Origin of the sequence: Mesorhizobium sp. B2-3-2, from assembly GCF_006442295.1 — a bacterium.
In the GTDB taxonomy this organism is placed as follows: domain Bacteria; phylum Pseudomonadota; class Alphaproteobacteria; order Rhizobiales; family Rhizobiaceae; genus Mesorhizobium.
The window spans coordinates 37,591-58,701 of the sequence record NZ_VFWA01000006.1; the positions used below are offsets into that span (position 1 = coordinate 37,591).

The 21,111-nt window shown below is 63.3% G+C and carries 20 protein-coding genes; 8 read left to right on the forward strand and 12 right to left on the reverse strand.

Going from position 1 to position 21,111, the window contains the following annotated elements:
- Window positions 1-125: 125 nt before the first annotated feature.
- From FJ964_RS16390 to FJ964_RS16435, 9 genes are all read right to left on the reverse strand, one after another.
- The gene (locus tag FJ964_RS16390) at window positions 126-2,255 is read right to left on the reverse strand and encodes an ASKHA domain-containing protein (RefSeq protein WP_140551351.1); all 2,130 of its coding nucleotides are present in this window, start codon (window positions 2,253-2,255) and stop codon (window positions 126-128) included.
- Complete coding sequence (locus tag FJ964_RS16395) at window positions 2,206-3,180, reverse strand: methyltetrahydrofolate cobalamin methyltransferase (RefSeq protein ID WP_140551352.1); 975 nt, start codon at window positions 3,178-3,180, stop codon at window positions 2,206-2,208. The genes FJ964_RS16390 and FJ964_RS16395 overlap by 50 nt, the downstream gene beginning before the upstream one ends.
- 81 nt (window positions 3,181-3,261) lie before the next feature.
- A complete protein-coding gene (locus FJ964_RS16400) occupies window positions 3,262-4,353 on the reverse strand; it encodes a methylenetetrahydrofolate reductase (RefSeq protein WP_140551353.1) in 1,092 nt (363 codons plus the stop codon).
- Window positions 4,350-4,973, reverse strand: coding sequence for a methylenetetrahydrofolate reductase C-terminal domain-containing protein (locus FJ964_RS16405; protein ID WP_140551354.1), 624 nt, complete (start codon window positions 4,971-4,973; stop codon window positions 4,350-4,352). Before FJ964_RS16405 ends, FJ964_RS16400 begins: the two co-directional genes overlap by 4 nt.
- Entirely contained in the window at window positions 4,966-5,268 is a 303-nt protein-coding gene (locus FJ964_RS16410; protein WP_140551355.1) for a virulence factor, read from the reverse strand. The genes FJ964_RS16405 and FJ964_RS16410 overlap by 8 nt, the downstream gene beginning before the upstream one ends.
- Window positions 5,269-5,470: 202 nt before the next feature.
- Window positions 5,471-6,253: a formyl transferase gene (locus FJ964_RS16415; RefSeq protein ID WP_140551356.1), complete on the reverse strand. Its 783-nt coding sequence runs from the start codon at window positions 6,251-6,253 to the stop codon at window positions 5,471-5,473.
- A gap of 93 nt (window positions 6,254-6,346) precedes the next feature.
- A complete protein-coding gene (locus FJ964_RS16420; RefSeq protein WP_140551357.1) occupies window positions 6,347-6,922 on the reverse strand; it encodes a DUF4893 domain-containing protein in 576 nt (191 codons plus the stop codon).
- Between the two features lie 254 nt (window positions 6,923-7,176).
- Window positions 7,177-7,803 carry a DUF1638 domain-containing protein gene (locus FJ964_RS16425; protein ID WP_140551358.1) on the reverse strand — a complete coding sequence of 209 codons (627 nt, stop codon included), beginning with the start codon at window positions 7,801-7,803 and terminating at the stop codon, window positions 7,177-7,179.
- A 290-nt stretch (window positions 7,804-8,093) separates the two neighbouring features.
- A complete protein-coding gene (locus FJ964_RS16435) occupies window positions 8,094-8,792 on the reverse strand; it encodes a B12-binding domain-containing protein (protein ID WP_140551359.1) in 699 nt (232 codons plus the stop codon).
- A 289-nt stretch (window positions 8,793-9,081) separates the two neighbouring features.
- Between FJ964_RS16435 and FJ964_RS16440 the strand changes: the two genes are divergently transcribed.
- The 6 genes from FJ964_RS16440 to FJ964_RS30995 all read left to right on the forward strand — a co-directional run bounded on the left by FJ964_RS16440 (window position 9,082) and on the right by FJ964_RS30995 (window position 15,614).
- Window positions 9,082-10,656 (forward strand): trimethylamine methyltransferase family protein, encoded by a 1,575-nt coding sequence (locus FJ964_RS16440; RefSeq protein ID WP_140551360.1) that lies wholly within the window; start codon window positions 9,082-9,084, stop codon window positions 10,654-10,656.
- 89 nt (window positions 10,657-10,745) lie between these two features.
- A complete protein-coding gene (locus tag FJ964_RS16445; protein WP_140551361.1) occupies window positions 10,746-11,435 on the forward strand; it encodes a 4Fe-4S dicluster domain-containing protein in 690 nt (229 codons plus the stop codon).
- Window positions 11,436-11,540: 105 nt separating this feature from the next.
- Window positions 11,541-12,278, forward strand: a complete 738-nt coding sequence (locus tag FJ964_RS16450) for a dienelactone hydrolase family protein (protein ID WP_140551362.1) — start codon at window positions 11,541-11,543, stop codon at window positions 12,276-12,278.
- A 183-nt stretch (window positions 12,279-12,461) separates the two neighbouring features.
- The gene (locus FJ964_RS16455; protein WP_140551363.1) at window positions 12,462-13,025 is read left to right on the forward strand and encodes an RNA polymerase sigma factor; all 564 of its coding nucleotides are present in this window, start codon (window positions 12,462-12,464) and stop codon (window positions 13,023-13,025) included.
- 2 nt (window positions 13,026-13,027) lie between these two features.
- Window positions 13,028-15,142: a VWA domain-containing protein gene (locus FJ964_RS16460; protein WP_140551364.1), complete on the forward strand. Its 2,115-nt coding sequence runs from the start codon at window positions 13,028-13,030 to the stop codon at window positions 15,140-15,142.
- A gap of 202 nt (window positions 15,143-15,344) precedes the next feature.
- On the forward strand, window positions 15,345-15,614 hold the full coding sequence (locus FJ964_RS30995; protein WP_181172500.1) for a hypothetical protein: 270 nt from the start codon (window positions 15,345-15,347) through the stop codon (window positions 15,612-15,614).
- 15 nt (window positions 15,615-15,629) lie between these two features.
- Here FJ964_RS30995 and bmt read toward each other — a convergent pair whose 3' ends face one another.
- Both bmt and FJ964_RS16475 read right to left on the reverse strand, forming a co-directional pair.
- A complete protein-coding gene (gene bmt, locus FJ964_RS16470; RefSeq protein WP_181172501.1) occupies window positions 15,630-16,652 on the reverse strand; it encodes a betaine--homocysteine S-methyltransferase in 1,023 nt (340 codons plus the stop codon).
- Window positions 16,653-16,767: 115 nt separating this feature from the next.
- Window positions 16,768-17,625, reverse strand: coding sequence for a helix-turn-helix transcriptional regulator (locus FJ964_RS16475; RefSeq protein WP_140551366.1), 858 nt, complete (start codon window positions 17,623-17,625; stop codon window positions 16,768-16,770).
- A gap of 228 nt (window positions 17,626-17,853) precedes the next feature.
- Here FJ964_RS16475 and FJ964_RS16480 point away from each other — a divergent pair, with 228 nt between their 5' ends.
- Window positions 17,854-18,861 (forward strand): fatty acid desaturase, encoded by a 1,008-nt coding sequence (locus tag FJ964_RS16480; protein WP_140551367.1) that lies wholly within the window; start codon window positions 17,854-17,856, stop codon window positions 18,859-18,861.
- Between the two features lie 91 nt (window positions 18,862-18,952).
- Complete coding sequence (locus FJ964_RS16485; RefSeq protein WP_140551368.1) at window positions 18,953-19,783, forward strand: PhnD/SsuA/transferrin family substrate-binding protein; 831 nt, start codon at window positions 18,953-18,955, stop codon at window positions 19,781-19,783.
- Here the strand turns inward: FJ964_RS16485 and FJ964_RS16490 are convergent.
- Complete coding sequence (locus tag FJ964_RS16490) at window positions 19,748-21,103, reverse strand: Xaa-Pro peptidase family protein (protein ID WP_140551369.1); 1,356 nt, start codon at window positions 21,101-21,103, stop codon at window positions 19,748-19,750. The two genes, FJ964_RS16485 and FJ964_RS16490, sit on opposite strands and share 36 nt — an antisense overlap.
- Window positions 21,104-21,111 lie beyond the last annotated feature (8 nt).

Below are 21,111 nucleotides of genomic sequence, written 5' to 3' on the forward strand. Positions count from 1 at the left end.
GAAAACGGTGATTTGGTTTCCGGATCAGTCAATCCGGAAACATTTGCATACAAATGAAATGGGCGTTCGATGCCGGCGGAAGATGGGCGTCAGATAGTGCCTGTCATCCTGCTCGCATGCCCATGCTATTCCCGGCCACGTCGCGCGGCGTGGCCTTCGCGCGAGCGCCGGCGCGGGGTGGCGTCGCCGGCGATGCCGTCTTCGCTCACTGTCTTGCGCGGCGGCAGTTTCACCGCCGCCGACAGTTTCGGGAACGGATCGACCTTGTTCGGCAGCGCCATCGCATAGACGAAGTGCTCCTGGAATTTGGGCTCCAGTGCGGTCTCGATCTTCTCGATCTGGCTAACCGTCTCCTCGATCTCGCGACGATAGCCGCGATTGAGCAGCGCCATGCGCGCACCCGCGCCGGCGGCGTTGCCGACGGCCGAGACCTTGTCGAGGTCGCAATCGGGGATCAGGCCCAGCACCATAGCGTATTTCGGATCGATGAAGGAGCCGAAGGCGCCGGCGAAGTGGATGCGGTCGACATGCTCGGTGTTCTGCTTTTCCATCAACAGCTTGGTGCCGGCATAAAGCGCTGCCTTGGCGAGCTGGATGGCGCGCACGTCGGTCTGGGTGATGGTGATCTTTGGCTCGCCTTCCTTCAGCACGTAGGAGAAGGTGCGGCCGTTGGCGATGATACGCGGCGAGCGCATGCTGAGTGATCCGTCGACGACGCCGTCTTCGGAAATGATGCCGGCCAGATACATCTCCGCTACGATCTCGATGATGCCGGAGCCGCAAATGCCGGTGACGCCGGTCGCCTGCACGCTGTCGAGGAACCCCGGCTCGTCGGACCACAGTTCAGAGCCGATGACGCGGTATTTCGGCTCCAGCGTCTCGGGATCGATGCGCACGCGCTCGATGGCGCCGGGCGCGGCGCGCTGGCCGCCGGAGATTTCGGCGCCTTCGAAGGCCGGACCGGTGGGCGAGGAAGCGGCCACGACCCGCGCACGATTGCCGAGCACGATCTCGGCATTGGTGCCGACGTCGACGATCAGCATCATCTCGTCCTGGCGATGCGGGCCCTCCGACAGCGTCACCGCCGCCGCGTCGGCGCCGACATGGCCGGCGATGCAGGGCAGCATGTAGAGGCGTGCGCCCGGGTTGAGCTTGAGGCCGATATCCGAGGCCTTGATGCGCACCGCGCCGGAGACGGCGAGCGCGAAGGGGGCGCCGCCGAGTTCGGTCGGATCGATGCCGAGGAACAGATGGTGCATGATCGGATTGCCGACGAAGACGGAATCCAGGATGTCGTTGCGCTGGACATTGCCTTCGGCGCAGACCTTGTCGACAAGGCCGGAGATCGCCTCGCGCACGGCGACCGTCATGCCCTCGCGGCCATCCGGGTTCATCATCACATAGGAGACGCGGCTCATCAGATCCTCGCCGAAGCGGATCTGCGGGTTGGACGTCCCGGAGGAGGCGGCGACACGGCCCGACAGCAGCGACACCAGATGCATGGCGATGGTGGTCGAACCGATATCGCAAGCCAGCCCATAGGCCTCGTTCTTGAGGCCAGGCCACAAAGCGATGACGCGCGCGATGTCGCTGTCGGCATCCTTGTGGATGGCGGCGGTCGCGGTCCAGTTGCCCTTGCGCAAGATGCCCTGCACCTGCGGCAGCAAATAGAAATCGAATTCGAGGTTCTTGAAGTTCCAGTCCTTCATCAGCGCGATCTTGAGCCGGTCGAGGTCGCCTGACGGATTGTGCATGTCGGGTTCTTCGATCTCGACATAGCACATGCGGATCGCCGTATCGCGCGCGATTACCCTGGTGTCGGCATCCTTGCGGATGGTCTGTGCGTTGATGACCGTGTCCTGCGGCACGTCGATGACGAGGTCGCCGAGGATCTGCGCCGAGCAGGAGAGGCGGCGCCGTTCCGGCAGGCCGCGCACGCGCTCATAGCGCTCTTCCTTCGGGCCCTTGGGCGAGATGTGGTCGTTGGAGGAGACGATCTTGTGCTTGGCGAAATTGCCTTCCTGAACCTCGACCTGGCAGCGCCCGCAAGTGGCGCGCCCGCCGCACACGCTTTCGACATAGACGCCGAGCTGGCGCGCGGCGTCGAGCACCGGCGTGCCGACCGGAAACCGCCCGCGCTTGCCCGACGGCATGAACAGCACGAGCGGATCGGTGATGTTGGTATGCGAATTCACGATTGCGCGCTTATCCCCTTGCCATGCGGGCTTCACGGCCGCCACGACGGCGACCGCCATTGCCGCCGCCTTCGCCTGGTGCATTGACCGCCGTCGGTGCGGCGACCGCCTGGCCGCCTTCGGCCGGCTTGTAATCCTTATAGGTGCGAATCCAGTTGGTGCAATTCTCGTCGGTGCCGTTCAGAACGTTGGCGCCGCGCACGGCCTCCATTTCCTGCGGGCGCACCGGGTTCATGATCGCCGATGTCATGCCGGCGCCGATCACCATCGGGATGAAGGCGGCGTTGATGCCGTGGCGGTGCGGCAGGCCGAAGGAGATGTTGGACAGGCCGCATGTGGTGTTGACCTTCAGTTCCTCGCGCAGGCGCCGCAGCAGCGCGAACACCTGGCGGCCGGCATCTCCCAGCGCGCCGATCGGCATGACCAGCGGATCGACGACGACGTCATGGGCGGGAATGCCGAAATCGGCGCAGCGCTGCACGATTTTCTTGGCGACGGCGAAACGAACGTCCGGATCCATCGAAATGCCGGTCTCGTCATTGGAGATGGCGACGACCGGCACGTTGTATTTCTTGATCAGCGGCAGGATGGCTTCGAGTTTTTCCTCCTCGCCGGTGACGGAGTTGACCAGCGGGCGGCCCTTGGCGACCTTGAGTGCCGCCTCGATAGCGGCCGTAACCGAGGAGTCGATCGACAGCGGCAGGTCGACCAGGCCCTGGACGATCTCCAGCGTCTGCACCAGCAATGCCGGCTCGGTCGCGTTGGGGTCGACGGCGGTGACGCCGGCATTGACGTCGAGCATGGTGGCGCCGCAAGCGGCCTGTTCCAGCGCGTCGTTGATGACGGTTTCGAAATTACCGGCGACCATCTCGGCGGCGAGTTTCTTGCGGCCGGTCGGGTTGATGCGCTCGCCAATCACGCAGAAGGGCTGGTCGAAGCCGATGATGATTTCTCGTGTCGCCGAGGCAACGATGGTCCGGGTCATGAAATCTCTCCGTCGTGATATAAAGAGTTCTTTATATCGTTATCTCTTGTCGATCAAGCGAATGGTGGTTCTCCGCGCAAGTCAATGCGCGGTCTTCACCATGTCCACCTGGGTTTCGGTAACATCGTCGTGCAGGATATGGTCGAGCCGGTCGGCGACCATCTGGTCGTCGCGGCGGATCTCGCGCTTCCAGGGCTGCCGGCCCTTCAGCACGCCCGATTCATCGACGATCTCGGCGACATACTCCTCCTGGCGGTAAGCCATCACATGGATGCCCGAAACGCCCGGGATTTCCTTCACCTCGTTGATGATGTCGATGCAGAGCTGCTTGCCTTCCTTCTTCTGGTCCTGGGCGCCTTCCAGCCGCTTGATGACGGTATCGGGAATATGGATTCCGGGCACGTTGGAGCGGATCCATTTGGCGGTCTTGGCCGAGGCGAGCGGTCCGACACCGCACAGGACGAACACTTTCTCCGTGTGGCCGAGATCGCGTGCCTTCTGCATGAAGGTCCTGAACATCGGCACGTCAAAACAATACTGCGTTTGAACGAACTGAGCGCCGGCGGCGATCTTCTTGCCGAGATGGATCGGGCGGAAGTCGAAGGGCGGTGCGAACGGATTGACGGCCGCGCCGAGGAACAGCTGCGGCGGCGTGGTGAGCTTGCGGCCGGACAGGAACTTGCCGTTGTCGCGCATGATGCGGATGGTTTCGAGCAGCGACATGGAATCGAGGTCGAACACCGGCTTGGCGCCGGGCTGGTCGCCGGCCTGTACGCCATCGCCTGTCAGGCACAGCATGTTGGCGACGCCCATGGCAGCCCCGCCCAGCACGTCGCCTTGGATGGCGATGCGGTTCTTGTCCCGGCAGGCGATCTGCATGATCGGGGCATAGCCCATGCGGGTCAGGAGCGCGCAGATGCCGACCGACGACATGTGGCAATTGGCGCCCGACGCATCGACGGCGTTGATGGCGTCGACCCAGCCGTCGAATATCTTCGCCCTGTTGTAGACGTCTTCGGGATCGGCGCTGTCGGGCGGGTTGAGCTCGGTGGTGACCGCGAATTCACCGCGTCGCAGGACGCGTTCGAGCCGGCCGCGCGAGGTGTGGCCGGGCAAGGGGTCGAGCGGCAGATGGATGCCGGCCGGGTTCTCGTCACGCTGGCGGGCGATCATGCGGTCGCTCCGGTCTTCGCATCGGCGGCGGCTTCACGGGCCGCTGCCGCCTGCGCGGTGACGCGCAGCCAGGCGGACGTTTCGCGCAGCGACTGGTCGACCGGCTTCTGCACCGCAAGAATCCTGTCGCCGTGCTCCATGTTGCGCGAGCCTTCCCAGGCCTTGACCCAGACGCAAGGCATGTCAGGCTCGACCTCGCAATTGCCGTTGGCGCGCACGCCGCCGCAGGGGCCGTTGCGCAGCTGTTTTGGGCAGTTCATGGGGCACGACATGCCGGTCGAGGACAGGATGCACTGGCCGCACATGCGGCAGTCGAACATGAAGCCCTTGACGCGCTTTTCGACAAATTTCACCGGGGCCTCGACACGGCTGTAGCCGATGCCTTTCCACAAGGGATGCAGCAGAAGGAACGTGTCGGCGAAGCGGGCATAGAACCATTCGAGCAGGCGCGAGTGCCGGACCGACCACAATCTCACCGCGAAGGAGCGCTGCACGCGCCGCTGCGGCGACACGTCGGCCGGCTTGTAGTCCGATTTCGGTGCTGCCTTCTTGACCAGGGTGGCCTGGGTGACCGGCTGGAGCGCCGCCGGGCTCTCCTTGGCGGGAATGGTTTCAGACATTTTCTTTGCCGCCCGCCTTCACCAGAGCGACCAGCCGCTCGCGGTCATATTTCGCGTCGATCTCCTGGAATGCCTTCTCGACCTCGGCTTCGAGGTCGTCGCCGACCGGAACCGGATCGGCCTTGCGCCATTCGGCCAGATAGTCGTCCGTGCCGCCCGCGCCGGTCCGCATGGCGCACATGTCGATCGCCTCGGTAAAGCGCAACGGCAGTTCGCGCTTGGCGTTCTGGCGGCCTTTCCTGACGATGACCTGGGCAGGGATATCGCGCCAGTAGACGACGATCAGATCGGCCATGAATTCTCACTCCTCGATCTGCGAGCATTGCCGCATGCGCAATTGGGTCGCTTGTTATGGGACGACGCGCGCGCATTCAAAAGCGACGCATTTGGATGTCGTAAAATGAAAGGCGCGTTTATTCGTACCGGCTTGCGCGTCGGCAGGCTCGAGACGTTGGGATAGCCCTGCCTTCGGCACGCGGCGCCGGACGAGGAATGCGCTACCAGATGCCGGTTCTGAACCCCGTCCAGAGGTAATACCAGATCGTCGGATGGTACCATTGCTTCGACGGCAGGCCTGGATCGAACGTCGTCAGTTTTCCGGCAAGCGCATCGCTGACCGCCTCGACGCAGATGTCGCGCGAAAACGCCGTCTGGCGCAGCGCATAGCTTGAGATCGTGTCGCCTTGTTTGGGCTTGCCGCGCGCCTGCTTCAGCACGCCGCCCGTGTCCACGCCGGCATCGACCAGATGCACAGTGGTACCGAAATTCGCGGCATCTCCCGATGCCAGCGCCCAATAGCCGCCATTCATGCCGCGATATTTCGGCGTGATGCCGGCGTGGTAGTTGAGCACCGGGCATGGGATCCTGCCCAACATGTCCTTTGACAACAGCCGGCAGCCGTTAAGCAGGACAACACCGGGCTGGATCTTCCGGATCGCCGCGAGGCACTCCGGGCCGTTGGCCGAGGCAACATGGATGATCTCCTGGCCCGGCCGTGGCTCGGTCTCGAGCTTCTCCTGCGCAATCAACCGGGCGGCATGGCTGGCGTAGAGCCGCTTGCCCAGCCTGCTCAGCACCATCGTGCCGAGCTGGCCGATGGCCTGCAACCAGCCCTGGCGGCGGGCACGGCCAAGCAGCAATCGCTTTTTCGATTCAGGGACTTCCAGGATGACGCTGACAGGGCCGACACGGTCGGCAATGGCGTTGACCATTGCCCATACATGCGCGCCACCCCCGGTGACGACCACGATCGGTCTCGGATTGGTTTCCGGTATTGCCATTGATCTTGCCACCCCTGGGACCAACTGCCACGGCCGGACCTTAGGCGAGGCGGGTTAATCCTTGGTATGCCGGAGCCGGCAGGAAGGCTCCGCTCAGCGCTTGAACTCCATGATGTCAAGCTTCGATTCGTAATAGGGAGCGGGGAACTCGATGCGCCATTCCCCGTCGCTATTGCGGAAGGCGTAGCCGACCTGGTCTGTCCGAGGACCGCTGCCATAGGGTTTTGCCTGGTCGTTGTTGACGGAACCGGAACCGAGATAGATCGCGCGCTTTTCGCCGTCGTCGAAGAAGCGGCCCTTGGTGCGCTGCGAGCCGGTGAGCTTTTCCAGCCGCCAGCCGGAGCCGTCGTCGGTCACCCTGCATTTGAACCAGCCATAGATAACGAGCGGGCCCAGCCCGCCCACCTTGATGGTGCGGCATTGCCATTTGCCGGTGAGGTCCTTGTCGGAGAAAGCAACCAGCGGCTTGGCCAGCAAGGCATCGAGCTGCCTGACCTCGCCAGGATTGCCCGCCTTCGCCTCGGCAAGAGCCGCCTTGCGCGTCTCGCCATATTTGTCCAGCCGCGCCTTGTCGGCGGCGGTGATCAGCTTCTGCACCTCGCCGTCGGCAAGGGCGGGTAAGGTGCAGCAGAGAAGGCCGGCAACGGCAAGCATCGGGCGAAGGGTCATCGGCATTCCTCGTCGGTGTCCGGCAGCCGACCGCTGGACGGCGCCTTTAGATGGCTGGCGCGCAATTTACCCATTCGCGGCAGGCTGTCATCAGTGCTTAGCAATGAAACGACGCTGCGATCCAAATTAAGGCAATTGGCCTGGGAACAGATCAAGGCCATTCTCCAGTAGGAGGCGGCGATCCGTCCTGTCTTTGCCTTGGGAAGGGCGATAATCGCCAATCGCCGCGCAGGAGGGCCGCAGCCCAGCCGGCGTCAGATGTCAGCCGCGGCCTTGGCTAGCCCGGCCGTCAGGTCTCCATAGCCTGTTGCGCGCCGCTCATAGACGAGGCCAAGCAGTTTCGCGGCCTTTTCCGCGACCTTGTCGAGCTCCGGATCGTCGGTCTGGGCCAGGTAGATCAGCTTCTCGTAATTGCCGAAATAGTCCTTGATCAGCTCCGGATGCCTGTCGAGGCCGAGCGGCTTCATGAAGAAGGCGTCGAACTGGCGGCAGAGGAAATCGGTCATGTAGAAGGACATCATGTCGTCGTCGGCGACCTTCGCATAGGCATCCATGCCCTGGTAGAAGGCGAAGCAATGCGGACCGGCCATGCGTTCGACGCCATGCTTCTCGCAGACCCGATCGAGCAGGCCGCCGGTGCCGCAATCGGCGTAACCGACGAAGATGTTGCTGTAGCCTTCCGCCTTAGCCTTTTCGATGGCCTTGTCCATCGCCGGCGCGATGCGGTCCGGATAGAAATGAAACTCGGCCGGAAGGCATGTCAATTCGAGGTGATGAAGCCCGAGCTGTTCCTTGACGGCCAACACCTCGCGCGCAATCATCCCGCAGGCGATGATGAGCAGCTTGTCCGCTTGATTCTGCTGGGGTCTGGGCATCTTCATGAAACCAGCCGAGCCGGCTTTCGTTGCTGTGGGGCGATCTACCGAGAGAGGGATAAACCGTCGATGAAACTGTTACGCATTGCGCCAATCGCAATCCTGGCTTGTGCCCTGGCCCTTTCGGCCTGTGCCAACACCGTTCGCGGCGTCGGCAGGGATATCAAGTCTACCGCCAAGGCCGTTGACGATACCGTCAAGAAACCCTGACCGCCGCTGCTCCCAACATCTGGGAACAAAAAAGCCGCGCTGCAAGGCGCGGCTCTTCCTTTGTCGAGCGTCTGCCTTGCCTTCTATCAGGCGGAAGCGCGCACATTGTGTTTGCGCTTCATGTAGTCCTTGGCCGTCTCGACCGCCACAGCGGCATCGCGGCAATAGGCGTCGGCGCCGACCGCCTTGCCGAATTCCTCGTTCAGCGGCGCGCCTCCGACGAGGACGACGTAGTCGTCGCGGATGCCCTTTTCCTTCATCGTGTCGATGACGACCTTCATGTAGGGCATGGTCGTGGTCAGCAGCGCCGACATGCCGATAATGTCCGGCTGGTGCTGCTCGATGGCATCGAGATATTTCTCGACCGCATTGTTGATGCCAAGGTCAATGACGTCGAAGCCGGCGCCTTCCATCATCATGCCGACGAGGTTCTTGCCGATGTCGTGGATGTCGCCCTTGACGGTGCCGATCACCATCTTGCCCTGCTTGGGCGCGCCGGTGGCGGCGAGCAGCGGGCGCAGGATGGCCATGCCGGCCTTCATCGCATTGGCCGACAACAACACTTCGGGAACGAACAGGATGCCGTCGCGAAAATCCTCGCCGACGATGCGCATGCCCTCCACCAGCGCCTCGGTCAGCACCTTGTAAGGCGCCCAGCCGCGCTCGAGAAGGATGTTGGTGCCTTCCTCGATCTCTTCTTTCAGACCGTCATAGAGATCGTCGTGCATCTGCTGCACCAACTCGTCGTCGGAAAGCTCGGAGAGGATGATCTCGTCGTCGGACATTGTTTCTCAGGCTCCTTGCTGCCGGGAACGACCATGGCAGCTTAAAATCAACGCGCCAATACCTAACCCGCGAGGGGCGGGTATCCATAGCTGATTTGCGACTTCCCGCAAAAGGAAAGCGACTGAAAAATCTATCGGTTTTCTTGTCGATTTTGCGACAGGCGTTGGCGCGGACGGGCCGTTTCGAATAGGGTGCATGGCTACGATCCGCCGGAAGCCGCGATAGGCGGCCACAACGGTTCCGGGCCGGGCGCTAATCAAGCCGGTCCAAATTCAGGGAAGAACGATCATGAGCGAACACGCGGCAGTGGACCAGGAAGCGTCAAACGCGCGACGTGGACGCGGCGCCAGCGGCGGGGCGGCGGCAAGGCGGGCGGCGCGTTCGGGCGGCGGTCCCGGCACCCAGCTCACCTACATCAAGCGCAAGATCAACGTCTATGAAGTGCTCGACGAGGAAGGCCTGGCACTGATCGAGAAGAACACCGACACGGTGCTCGAAGAAATCGGCATCATCTTCCGCGACGATGCGGAGGCGTTGCAGCTGTGGAAAGAGGCGGGCGCCGACGTCAAGGGCGAGCGCGTGCATTTCCCGAAGGGGCTCTGCCGGTCGCTCTTGAAGACCGCGCCCTCCATCTACACCCAGCATGCCCGCAATTCCGAACGCTCGGTGCAGATCGGCGGCAATGCTACCGTCTTCGCCCCGGTCTACGGACCGCCCTTCGTGCGCGACCTCGACGGCGTCAGGCGTTACGCAACGATCGAGGATTTCCAGAATTTCGTGAAGCTCGCCTATATGGCGCCTTCCATCCACCATTCGGGGGGCACCGTGTGCGAGCCGGTCGACGTGCCGGTCAACAAGCGCCATCTCGACATGATCTACGCGCACATCAGATATTCCGACAAGCCGTTCATGGGTTCGGTCACCGCGCCGGAACGTGCCGAGGACACGGTCGCCATGGCCAAGCTGGTGTTCGGCGACGACTTCGTCGAAAACAACACGGTCCTGACCAGCCTGATCAACGCCAACTCGCCGATGGTGTTCGACGAGACCATGCTTGGCGCGCTGAAGGTCTATGCGCGCCACAACCAGGCCTGCATCGTCACGCCATTCATCCTCGCCGGCGCGATGAGCCCGGTGACGGTCGCCGGCACGCTAACCCAGGTGCTGGCCGAGGTGCTTGCCGGCGCTTCGTTCACGCAGCTGATCCGGCCGGGCGCGCCGGTGCTGTTCGGCACGTTCGCCTCGTCGATCTCGATGCAGTCGGGCGCGCCGACCTTCGGCACGCCGGAGCCGTCGCTGGTATCCTACGGCGCCGCACAGCTCGCACGGCGCCTCGGCCTGCCATTCCGCACCGGCGGTTCGCTCTGCGCCTCGAAAATCCCCGACGCACAGGCAGCCTATGAAAGTGCCAACACGCTGAACTCGACCATTCTTGCCGGTACCAATTTCGTCCTCCACTCGGCCGGCTGGCTCGAGGGCGGACTGGCGTCCTGCTACGAAAAATTCATGATGGATATCGACCAGCTCGGCATGACGCAGAAGTTCTCCGAAGGCGTCGACCTGTCGGAAAACGGCCAGGCGATGGACGCCATCCGCCAGGTCGGGCCGGGCAGCCATTATCTCGGCTGCGACCACACGCAGGCGAATTTCCAGACCGCCTTCTATCGCTCCAACATCGCCGACAATAATTCCTACGAGCAGTGGCTGGCCGAAGGCGAGAAGACCGCGCCGCAGCGCGCCAACGAACTCGCCCGCCGCTGGCTGGAATCTTATGAGGCGCCGCATCTCGATCCGGCGATCGATGAAGCGCTGAAGGACTTCATCGCCAAGAAGAAGGGGTCGATGCCCGACGCCTTCACGTGAAAGGAGCCCGAGTCAGGCGGGGCTAAAGTCGCCAACATCATCCACAAGGAAGTCTGGCGGAGCGCCTTCTCCGATCCGGTCAACAAGGTATGATTCTTTCACGCGGCAGGATGGAGGAGATTGCGGCCGCGCTTGGCGCCAACGGCCTCATCCTGCGTGGCGGCTTCACCTTTGCCGATGGCGAGGCGGCGCCTTGTGGCCGCTCCGGTGCACCGGCCAGGTCGGCGCTCCTGATAGGGCAGGCGGGGGCGGCACCCTGGCCGCATTTCCTGCGCTGGCGCGACAGTCAATCACAGGCCATCGCCGATCCCCTCGATACCTGGTCCCGGCAGGTCATTGGCGCGGTCGCGGAAGAATTCGGCGCACGCGCCGTGTCGCCTTCCGACAAGCCCTATCTGCCGTTCCAGCAATGGGCGACGCGGGCCGAGGGCCTGAAGCCGTCACCGCTCGGCATCCTCATGCATCCGCGATATGGGCTTTGGCATGCCTATCGCGGCGCGCTGCTGTTCGCGGACGAGATCGCGCTTCCGGAGACTCGCGAGGCGATCCATCTCTGCGACGCCTGCGTCGATAAACCCTGCCTGAAAGCCTGCCCGGTCGACGCCTATTCCGCAGAGGGGTTCGCCCATCAAGCCTGCCTGGCGCATGTGCGCGGGCCGAGTGGCGACCCCTGCCGTGACGGAGGCTGCCTTGACCGCAATGCCTGTCCCTATGGCGTGGCCTATCGCTACCCCCCGGACGTGCAGGTCTTTCACATGTCAGCGTTCGCAGGCCTGTAAGCTCGTCGCGCTGCCGCACGAAATGTTGACTGCCAAAATCAGGCAACAGCTTGCCCTGCCGGCCTGCCCGGATATGTATCGCCCAGCAACCGAACGGAGTTGGCGATGGCGAAACAGGACCTTCAGATCAAGACCAGGGACGGTATGGCGAGGGCGGGGCTGTTCCGCCCGGTCAACGCTTCCCCGGCCAAGGCCGGCGTCATCCTCTACATGGATGCTTTCGGCCCGCGCCCCGCGCTCGAAGGCATGGCCGAGCGGCTGGCGGAGGAGGGCTACGCGGTTCTGGTGCCCGATCTCTTCTATCGCAACGCGCCCTACGGTCCGTTCGATGCCAAGACCGCCTTCGTCGAGGAAAAAACCAAAGTGCCGCTGATGGCGCTGATCAGCGGCACGACGCAGGAAATGACGATTGCCGACAGCGGCGCCTTCCTCGACGCACTCGCTGCCGAAGGCGTCACCGGGCCGATCGGCGTTGTCGGCTATTGCATGGGCGGCGCGCGGGCGCTGAACGCAGCCGCCTTCTATCCGGATCGTATCAGGGCGGCGGCCAGTTTCCATGGCGGCAATCTCGCCAGCGACGCGGCCGACAGTCCGCACCGCAAGGCGGGGTCGGTCAAGGCACGCGTCCATGTCGGCATGGCCGGCGTCGACAGGAGTTTTCCGCCCGAACAGTCGGCGCGGCTCGCCGAGGCGTTCAGGGTGGCGGAAATCGATTACGTGCTGGAGAATTATGTCGGCATGGCGCATGGCTGGTGCGTGCCGGACCACAGCGTCTACAATGAAGTTGGCGCCGAGCGGCATTGGAACCGGTTGATCACCCTGTTTTCCGAGACACTCGGGTAGCTCCTTCGGCCCAAACGCAAACCCAGCCCAATTTGCTGGACGCAGTGGACCCAAACTTTCATGAGCTCGCGCCGCCCATCCTTGGGCACCTTCATCCCGTAAACGGGGTGAAGGAAAACTGCTTTCCAAAAAAATCTTTCCCTCACCCCAAGGACTGGCCATTAGCCTTCGTCCAACAGGCAAATGACGGCGATGATGCTGGATGGGAGCGAAGCCTCCGACGCCGAGCTGATCGGGCGGGCGAAGGGCGGAGACAAGGGGGCTTTCGGCGCGTTGCTCGAAAGGCACTACGACTTCGTCTATCGCGCCGCCTATCGCTGGTGCGGCCGGAAGGCCGATGCCGAAGACATCGCCCAGGAAGTCTGCGTCCGGCTCGGCAAGTCGATCCGCGACTATCGCGGTGGCAGCGCCTTCACCACCTGGCTTTATGCCATGACGCTGAACGCCGCGCGCGACATGATGCGCAAGAGCGCCCGCGAGACGGTCAAGACCGAAGCCTATGGCGTCCATGCGCTGATTTCGGGCGAGAATTGCGAAGAGCCGGAAGACCCTGCCGAGGCGCTGTGGGCCGCGGTGCGGCGACTGCCGGACAAGCAGCGCGACGCCGTGCTGCTGGTCTATGGCGAGGGCCTGAGCCACGCCGCCGCCGCCGAGGCGATGGCGATCTCGGAGGCGACGGTTTCCTGGCACATCCATGAAGCGAAGAAACGGCTGAAGACGTTGATGCGCTCGGCCGGGGAAGTGTGACCATGGTCGACGACAAGGACCTTAGAAGGCTGCACGACATCGCAGCACCAGCACCCGGCGAGAGCGCGAAGGCGCGCGCCTTCGAAGCCGCCATGCGCGCCTATGATGAGGAAAATATTTCCGCCGCCGCCCAAGGATCGGTCGGCGGTCTTCGTCTCACAGAGCGAGCACGAAAGCTCTGGAGCGAAATCATGCAAAAGAAACTCATTGCCACGCCGGCCATTGCCGGGCTCGTCGCCCTGCCGATCGCCGGATACGCCACTTTCCATATGCTGAGGGAGCAGCCGTCGACTTTCGGTGGTGGCGAGAAGATCACCGAGACGCTAGCCGACAAGCCCGCCACGGTGAAGCCGCTGGCCAAACAGGCGACGGGCGATCAGGCGATCAACGAACCGCTCGCAACGAGCGCGCCTGAGAAAGACAAGAAGGCCGACGCGGAAAGCCGCGACGCAAAAGACGCCTTGGCGGCGCCGAGCAAATCCGAATCGGCCGTTGCCGGAGGCTTGGCACCGCAGAATGCGCAGGAACAGGTTGCGCCGGCGGAACCTGCACCACCTGCGCCAACGGGCGAGTTCGCCCTGGATAGCACTGCCGCGCCCAGCACGTCGCGAGCCGCACGCATGTCCAAAACGATGGTACCGCAGCAGCCCGCCATGGCGCCGGCGGACCAGATCGCACCACCGGAGGAAAACCGCGATCGCGTCCAGGATTTCAAGACCAATCCGGTGCATTCGGCACTCGAGGACCCGGTTTCGACCTTTTCGATCGATGTCGACACCGCTTCCTATTCCTTCGTGCGCCGTTCGCTGAAGGAGGGCTTCCTGCCGCAGGCCGACACGGTGCGGGTCGAGGAGATGATCAACTACTTCCCCTATGACTGGAAGGGGCCGGCCTCCGCGTCGACGCCGTTCAATTCGACCGTCAGCGTCATGCCGACGCCGTGGAACGCACACAGCAAGCTGATGCATGTCGCCATCAAGGGTTTCGACGTCAAGCCGGCCGAGCAGCCCAAGGCCAATCTGGTGTTTTTGATCGACGTCTCGGGCTCGATGGACGAGCCGGACAAGCTGCCGCTCCTCAAGTCGGCATTCCGGCTGCTGGTCAGCAAGCTGAAGTCCGACGACACCATCTCGATCGTCACCTATGCGGGCGATGCCGGCACGGTGCTGATGCCGACGAAGGTTGCAGAGAAGGACAAGATCCTCAACGCCATCGACAATTTGCAACCCGGCGGCTCGACCGCCGGGGAGGCGGGCATCAAGGAGGCCTACAAATTGGCCGAGCAGTCCTTCATCAAGGACGGCGTCAACCGCGTGATGCTCGCCACCGACGGCGACTTCAATGTAGGCCAGAGCGACGACGACGATCTCAAGCGCCTGATCGAACAAAAGCGCAAGAGCGGCGTCTTCCTTTCGGTGTTCGGTTTCGGCCGCGGCAATCTGAACGACCAGATGATGCAGACCATCGCGCAGAACGGCAATGGCACCGCCGCCTATATCGACACCCTGGCCGAGGCCGAGAAGGTGCTGGTCGAGGATTCCTCCTCGACGCTGTTCCCCATCGCCAAGGACGTCAAGATTCAGGTCGAGTTCAATCCCGCCAAGGTCTCGGAATATAGGCTGATCGGCTATGAGACCCGCGCCTTGAACCGCGAGGATTTCAACAATGACCGCGTCGATGCCGGCGAGATCGGCTCGGGCCATTCGGTCACCGCCATCTACGAGATCACCCCCAAGGGTAGCGGCGGCGAACGGATCGAACCGCTGCGCTATGGTCAGGCCGCGGTGAACAATGGCGGCGTCGCCAATGCGGACGAATACGCCTTCGTCAAGATCCGCTACAAGCTGCCCAACGAGGACGTCTCGAAGCTGATCACCACGCCGGTGACGTCGGCCAACGAGGTGGCGTCCTTCGACCAGGCCAGCGCCGACCAACGTTTCTCCGTCGCCGTCGCGGCGTTCGGCCAGAAGCTGCGCGACGAGGATGCGACGGCGAAGTTCGGCTATGACAAGATCATGGAGATCGCCACTGGAGCCCGGGGAGCCGACCCGTTTGGGTACAGGTCCGAGTTCCTGTCGCTTGTGCGCCTTGCCTCCGCGCTGGGCGGCAATCGGTAGTGATGACGGCCGGTTTCTTCAGATGAGATCGTTCCGACGGAGGAACCGACCCACGGGCGGGTGAGGCAGGCCGGCGAGGGATTTCACCCTTGCCGGCCTTTTTTCGGAATCTGCGATCGTTAAATTGCGCGGCATTTCCGGTACCGGATCGCAATTTCCTGTTGCTACGCCGGACAGATATAGGGGCTTGAGGGAGCCGGAATTGCAGATCAGGACTACCGCCAACTCGACACCACCGGCACGGGACGCTTCGGCGGGTTCACCAGCCCAATCGGCCGAATCCAGGCGCATCGGCGACGATGTCGCGCAGGCGCGCCACACCGCCATGTCGGCTCTGACCAACGAGCGTTTCCGCATCATGCTGGAGCAGATCACCGATCCGGTTTCATCCGGAGCGCTGATGACGATGCGCGGCGACAATGTCGTCGATCTCAAATCGGCGCAGTCGAGCTACGCCGACAACAGCGAGTGATCTAACCCGACCAAGTCAGGCCCGGCCGCGGCGACGCTCGCGGCGGGCCTCGCCGGTCTCGGCGGTGTTCGCCGTGGCCACCTTGTTGCGCATCGGACCGATGCGCTCGACGATCGTCTCGACGGTCGGACGATCCGCCTTGGTGTGGGCGTCGAGCGCCTTGCGCATGGCGGCCAGGTGCTGGAACGAGGTGCCGCAGCAGCCGCCGATGATTTTCGCGCCGCCATCGACGGCAAGGCGCACATAGTCGGCCATCAATTCGGGCGTGCCGGAATAGTGGATTTCGGTGCCGCGGAATTCGGGAATGCCGCAATTGCCCTTGACGATCACCGTCGCCTCCGGCTTCGCCTGCGTCATGTCGAGCAGCGAGGCGAGGATGTCGGAAGCGCCGACGCCGCAATTGGCGCCGACGCCGAGCGGTGCTTGCGACAAGCCGTCGGCGACGCCGTGTATGTCCTTCGGCAGCAGGCCCATCATGGTGCGGCCGGCGGTGTCGAAGGAACCGGTATAGGTATAGGGCAAGCCGACGCGGATCGCCGCCTGGGCGGCGGCGCGGATCTCGTCGGGCGCCGACATGGTCTCGATCCAGGCGACCTCGGCGCCGCCTTCCTTGAGGCCTTCGATCTGCTCGGCGAAGGCGTCTACCGCCTCGTCATAGGTCATGGCGCCAAGCGGCACCAGCAACTCACCAGTGGGGCCAACGGAGCCGGCGACGATCACCTTGCGACCGGCCTTGTCGGCAACCGCGCGGGCGATCTCGGCGGCGCGCTTGTTCAACGCGTGCACGCGGTCCTGCGCATGATGCAGCTTCAGCCGGTGACGGGTGCCGCCGAACGAATTGGTCAGGATGATGTCGGCGCCGGCGTCGACGAAATTCTGGTGCAGGCTGGTGATGGTGTCCGGGGCGGTCTCGTTCAGCAGCTCAGGCGCCTCGCCGGCCTCCAGACCCATTGCGAACAAATTGGTGCCGGTGGCGCCGTCAGCCAAAAGCACGCCTTTTTGCGCCAGCAGCGCGTCGATCGGGTTGGTCGTCGTCATCGGATTGGCTTTCATATTCTGAATTCGGATAAGGATATAAAGAAGTCTTTATATCTAGTCAATGAAATAGCGACGGCAGCGTCGCAGCCAAAGGCGCCGTAACCGTCGCCAGTGGTCATGCGGAACCAGCGGAAAACGACATGTCGGCCAGATTGCGCGCGAACGCGGCCGCCTCGTGCGGATTGACGTCGGCGGCCCGGATCAGATTGTCGAAATGCCGGGTCAATGCCTGGACCGGCTGGGTGGCGTTCAGCACGACATACATGTCGCCGACATAGATGGCGGCACGGTAGGGCCCGAAGATGGTGAGCGGGATCGAATAGCGCATACGGCCATCGTAGAGAAACAGGCGGAAAGTCGGGTAGAGATCGTCAAGCAACGTCGCCATATGGGCGAGTTGCTGCCGACGGTCGGCCTCCGGGAAGCGGTCCCAGACGCCGAGGCCGCGCGCAAAAATCTCCAGCGTGTGTCGCGGCATGCAGACTTCCATGTCGGTTTCCGGGCGCCGGTTGTATTCGATGCGGTATTGCGTCTCATTTGCCTGTGCGAGCCGGCTCCTGTTGGTGATGTTTGCCTCATAGTCGACCAGCGCGTGCGTCCGCAGAAGATCGGGGATGCCGGCCGGCACGTAGCGGATCTTGGTGCCGGCGGCCTCGGCGAACCATCTGGCCAGAAGCGTGCGGTCAAAACCGTCGGGGGCTTCCTCGATCTCCAGGCTTTCGCGGATTTCACCGGTGACGCCCTCGTCCTGGCTGAGGCCGAGCAGCCAGTCCAGCGACACTTTGAACTCGGCCGCGATGTTGAGCAGCGTCTCGGCCCGCGGCAGGCGCGTCGACGCGCCCGACATCAGCTGCGACAGCGCCGACCGATCGATGCCGACGGCGGTGGCGAAGGCGGACTGGTTGAGGTCGGACCTTGTCAGGAGCAGCTTGAGACGCTCCCGAAAGATTGCTGACAGATCTCGTTTGTCCATCTCCCAACTCCCGAATCATGAGGAAAAATTTTCGCCGGAACCCCCCCACGAGGCGCTTCTGGCGCAAATGAATCTCTAGGTATGTTTACAATCTGTAACAGGTGCGGTTGAAAATGCGCAATCGCAACATTTTGTACACTTTGTCTCGTTGAGTCGAATCGTTTCTCCTGACACTATGCTGTCAGGAGCCACTGGGGTTCCGGCGACTGAGGGGCGGTGGTCGATAGCATGACTGGCAAGAGCATAAGGCGACGCAACACACCGGCCATCGAGTGGCCGACCGTAGCCCTCGCTTTCTTCTGTTACGGAGCATGGCTCGCCACCGGTCTGCTGCTCTGGCCGTCCTACCCGATCCCCGCACTCGCTCTCCTCGGTTTCATCCTGGCACTCCAGTCGTCGATCATGCACGAAGTGCTGCACGGCCATCCGACGCGCAATGCGCTGATCAACGAGGCTTTCGTCTTCCTGCCGATCGGTCTGGTCTGGCCGTTCCGCCGTTTCAAGACGCTTCACCTGCGCCACCATGCCGACGAGCGCCTGACCGATCCGCTCGACGATCCGGAGAGCTACTACCAGGCGCTGTGGCAGCATGACGACCTGCCGCGGGCAATGAAATTCCTGCTCAAGATCAACAACACCATGGCCGGCCGGTTCTTCCTCGGTCCCTGGCTGTCCTGCATCGGCTTCTTCATCGACGACGCTAAACATATGGTGGCCGGCGACAAGGCCATCCGCAAAGCCTGGCTGCTGCATGCGATCGGCCTCGCCATCGTGGCGCCGATCGTGCAGTTCGGCTTCGGCATTCCGCTTTGGCTCTATATTCTGCCTGTGTGGCTCGGCCAGTCGCTGATCGCGATCCGCACCTTTGCGGAGCATCAATGGTCCGAGCATCCGGAAGGCCGCACGGTGATCATCGAGCGCTCGCCGCTGTCGTTCCTGTTCCTCAACAACAATTTGCACTTCGTCCACCACAAGACCCCGACGGTGGCCTGGTACCGGCTGCCTCAGCTGTTTCGCGAGCGTCGCGAGGAATGGCTGCGGATGAACAATGGCTATGCCTATCCCAACTATTTCGCGCTGATCAGGTCCTATGCTTTCAAGGCCAAGGAGCCGATCGTGCATCCGGTGTTGCGGCGTCAGCCGGAACCGGGCAGGGCATTCAAGCCGCGCATCAGGGCGCGCAGCATCAGTGGGCTCGGCACGGCGCCGGTCCCGGCCGAGCCGCCCAAGGAATGAATCCTGCGACACGACCGACGGTGTCGGCTATCTCAAATCCGGCGCCGCGTTTTTGCGAACCTCTCTCCAGATTTGATGGTCAAATCCCGGCATGAGCGAATTCGTTGCAGCGCTGCCGATGTATGACTGGCCTGAGGCGCGCCGCGAGGTCGACGCCCAATGGGCACTGCTGCGCGATGCCTTCCGGCAAGGGGGGATAATCGATGCGCCGGAGTCCGTCATTCGCCGCAACGGCGATCTGCCGCCGGTGCCGGGCGGCATCCTTGACGACGCCGGCGTCCTGATCGCGCCCGATCCAGCGACACTGCCGCCGGACGCGCTCGATTTTCACCAGCTCTGGCTGCATCCCGCACTGCTGTTCGCGCAGACTTGCTGGGGGCCGATGGAGCTTGGCCTGACCAGCCATGTGCAGCTTGTCGGCCAGCCGAGCTATGACCTCTACGAAGGCGGCCAGGGCGAGCTTTATTCGAGCGCGCTGGTGATGCGGGCGGACGGCAAGGCGTCCGTGCCTGCGCCTGCCAATGGCAGGCCCGTCATCCCGCTCGATCTGATCCGCGGCAAACGCTTCACTTTCAACAGCCTCGATTCCATGTCCGGTATCATCGCGCCGACGCGCGATCTACAGGCGCTGGGCGAAAGCCTCGATGTGTTTTCCTCGCGCAGCGAAAGCGGCGGACATCGCGCTTCGATCGTCGCCGTGGCCGAGGGCAGGGCCGATGTCGCGGCGATCGACTGCGAGAGCTGGGCGTTGGCGCAGCGCTTCGAACCGGCGGCCCGGCAAGTGAAGGTCGTCGGCTGGACGGGCCTTCGCAAGGGCCTGCCCTTCATCACCGCGAAAGCGACGCCGGAAAAAGCGGTTGCCGCGATGCGCGAGGCCCTTGCCGGCTTAGCCGAGCAGCCTCGCATCCAGCGGATAGGTTGAAAGCTTTTCGTTGCCGGTGCCGGTGATCAGGATCTGTTCCTCGATCTTGACGCCCTCGCGCCCGCCGAGCCTGCCGATATAGCTTTCCACGCACAGCACCATGCCTGGCTCGATCACACCGTCCGGCGTGTCCGATGTCCAGTCGTCGGCATGAGGCAAGGTCGGGTATTCGTCGGCCAGCCCGACGCCATGGTAGAGCACGCCATAGCGGGCCGGGAAACAGTCGCCGGGCGGCACCGCCGAGCGCTCGACGAGATCGCGGAAGGAGATGCCCGGCCGCATCAGTTGCGTGTTGTGGGCGATCTGGTCGGCGGCGATGCGGAACAGGTCGCGTTGTTCGTCGGTTGGCTTCACATCCCCGCACAGCCAGGTACGCGACAGATCGGCACAGAAGCCATAGGGGCCGATCAAATCGGTATCGAAGGCGACGAGATCGCCTGCCTCGATGAGGCGCGAGGAGCATTCCTGAAACCACGGGTTGGTGCGCGGGCCGGAGGCCAGCAGCCGGGTTTCGATCCATTCGCCGCCGCGGGCAATGTTGCCGCGATGCAGTTCGGCCCATAATTCATTCTCGGAGATGCCGGGCTTCAGCGCCTGTTCCATTTCGCCCATTGCCGCCTCGCAGGCGAGGATGGCGCGGCGCATGGCAAGGATCTCGTCCGGGGATTTGACCAGCCGCGCATTCTCCATCACCGCTTCGCCATTGCCGATGGAGATGCCAAGCCGGGCAAGTTCCTCGACGCCTTCCGGGTTGATGTGGTCGACCGCGATGCGGCCGTTGCCACCGCCATGTTCCCGCACCAGATCGGCGATCCCGGCCGCCCAGCGGCGGACCTTCTGCTCGGTGAGCTCGCCACTGTAGAGATACATCCACGAGACGGCGGGGCGAACCTCGTCGACAACGCCGGAATGGTCCGACAGATGCTCGCAGGAGAAATAGTCGAACAGCACCACCGGCCCCTCGGTGGCAACGAAACAATGCCGTGTCGGGTTGTGCGCCACCCAAAGCTGCATGTTCGTGGAATCGGTGGCATAGCGGATGTTGACGGGATCGTAGAGCAGCGCGCCGGCATAGCCGCGGCGCCTCAGCTCGGCGCGGATGCGCCCCAGCCGGTATTGGCGCATTTCGGCCAAGTCGGGGGCGGCAATGCCCGCCGCCGCCCATTCCGCTTCGGCTATCGCGCCGTAGCCCAGCACATGCTGGTTGAGATCGGCCGCCTTCTGGCGGGAGGCGTCGCGCAGCGCCTCGATCGAGCCTGATACAAACGGCATGATCTTGCGGTGGCGGCCGAAGCTCCCCTTTGGCGCCGCGCTGTCCATGGCGAAAC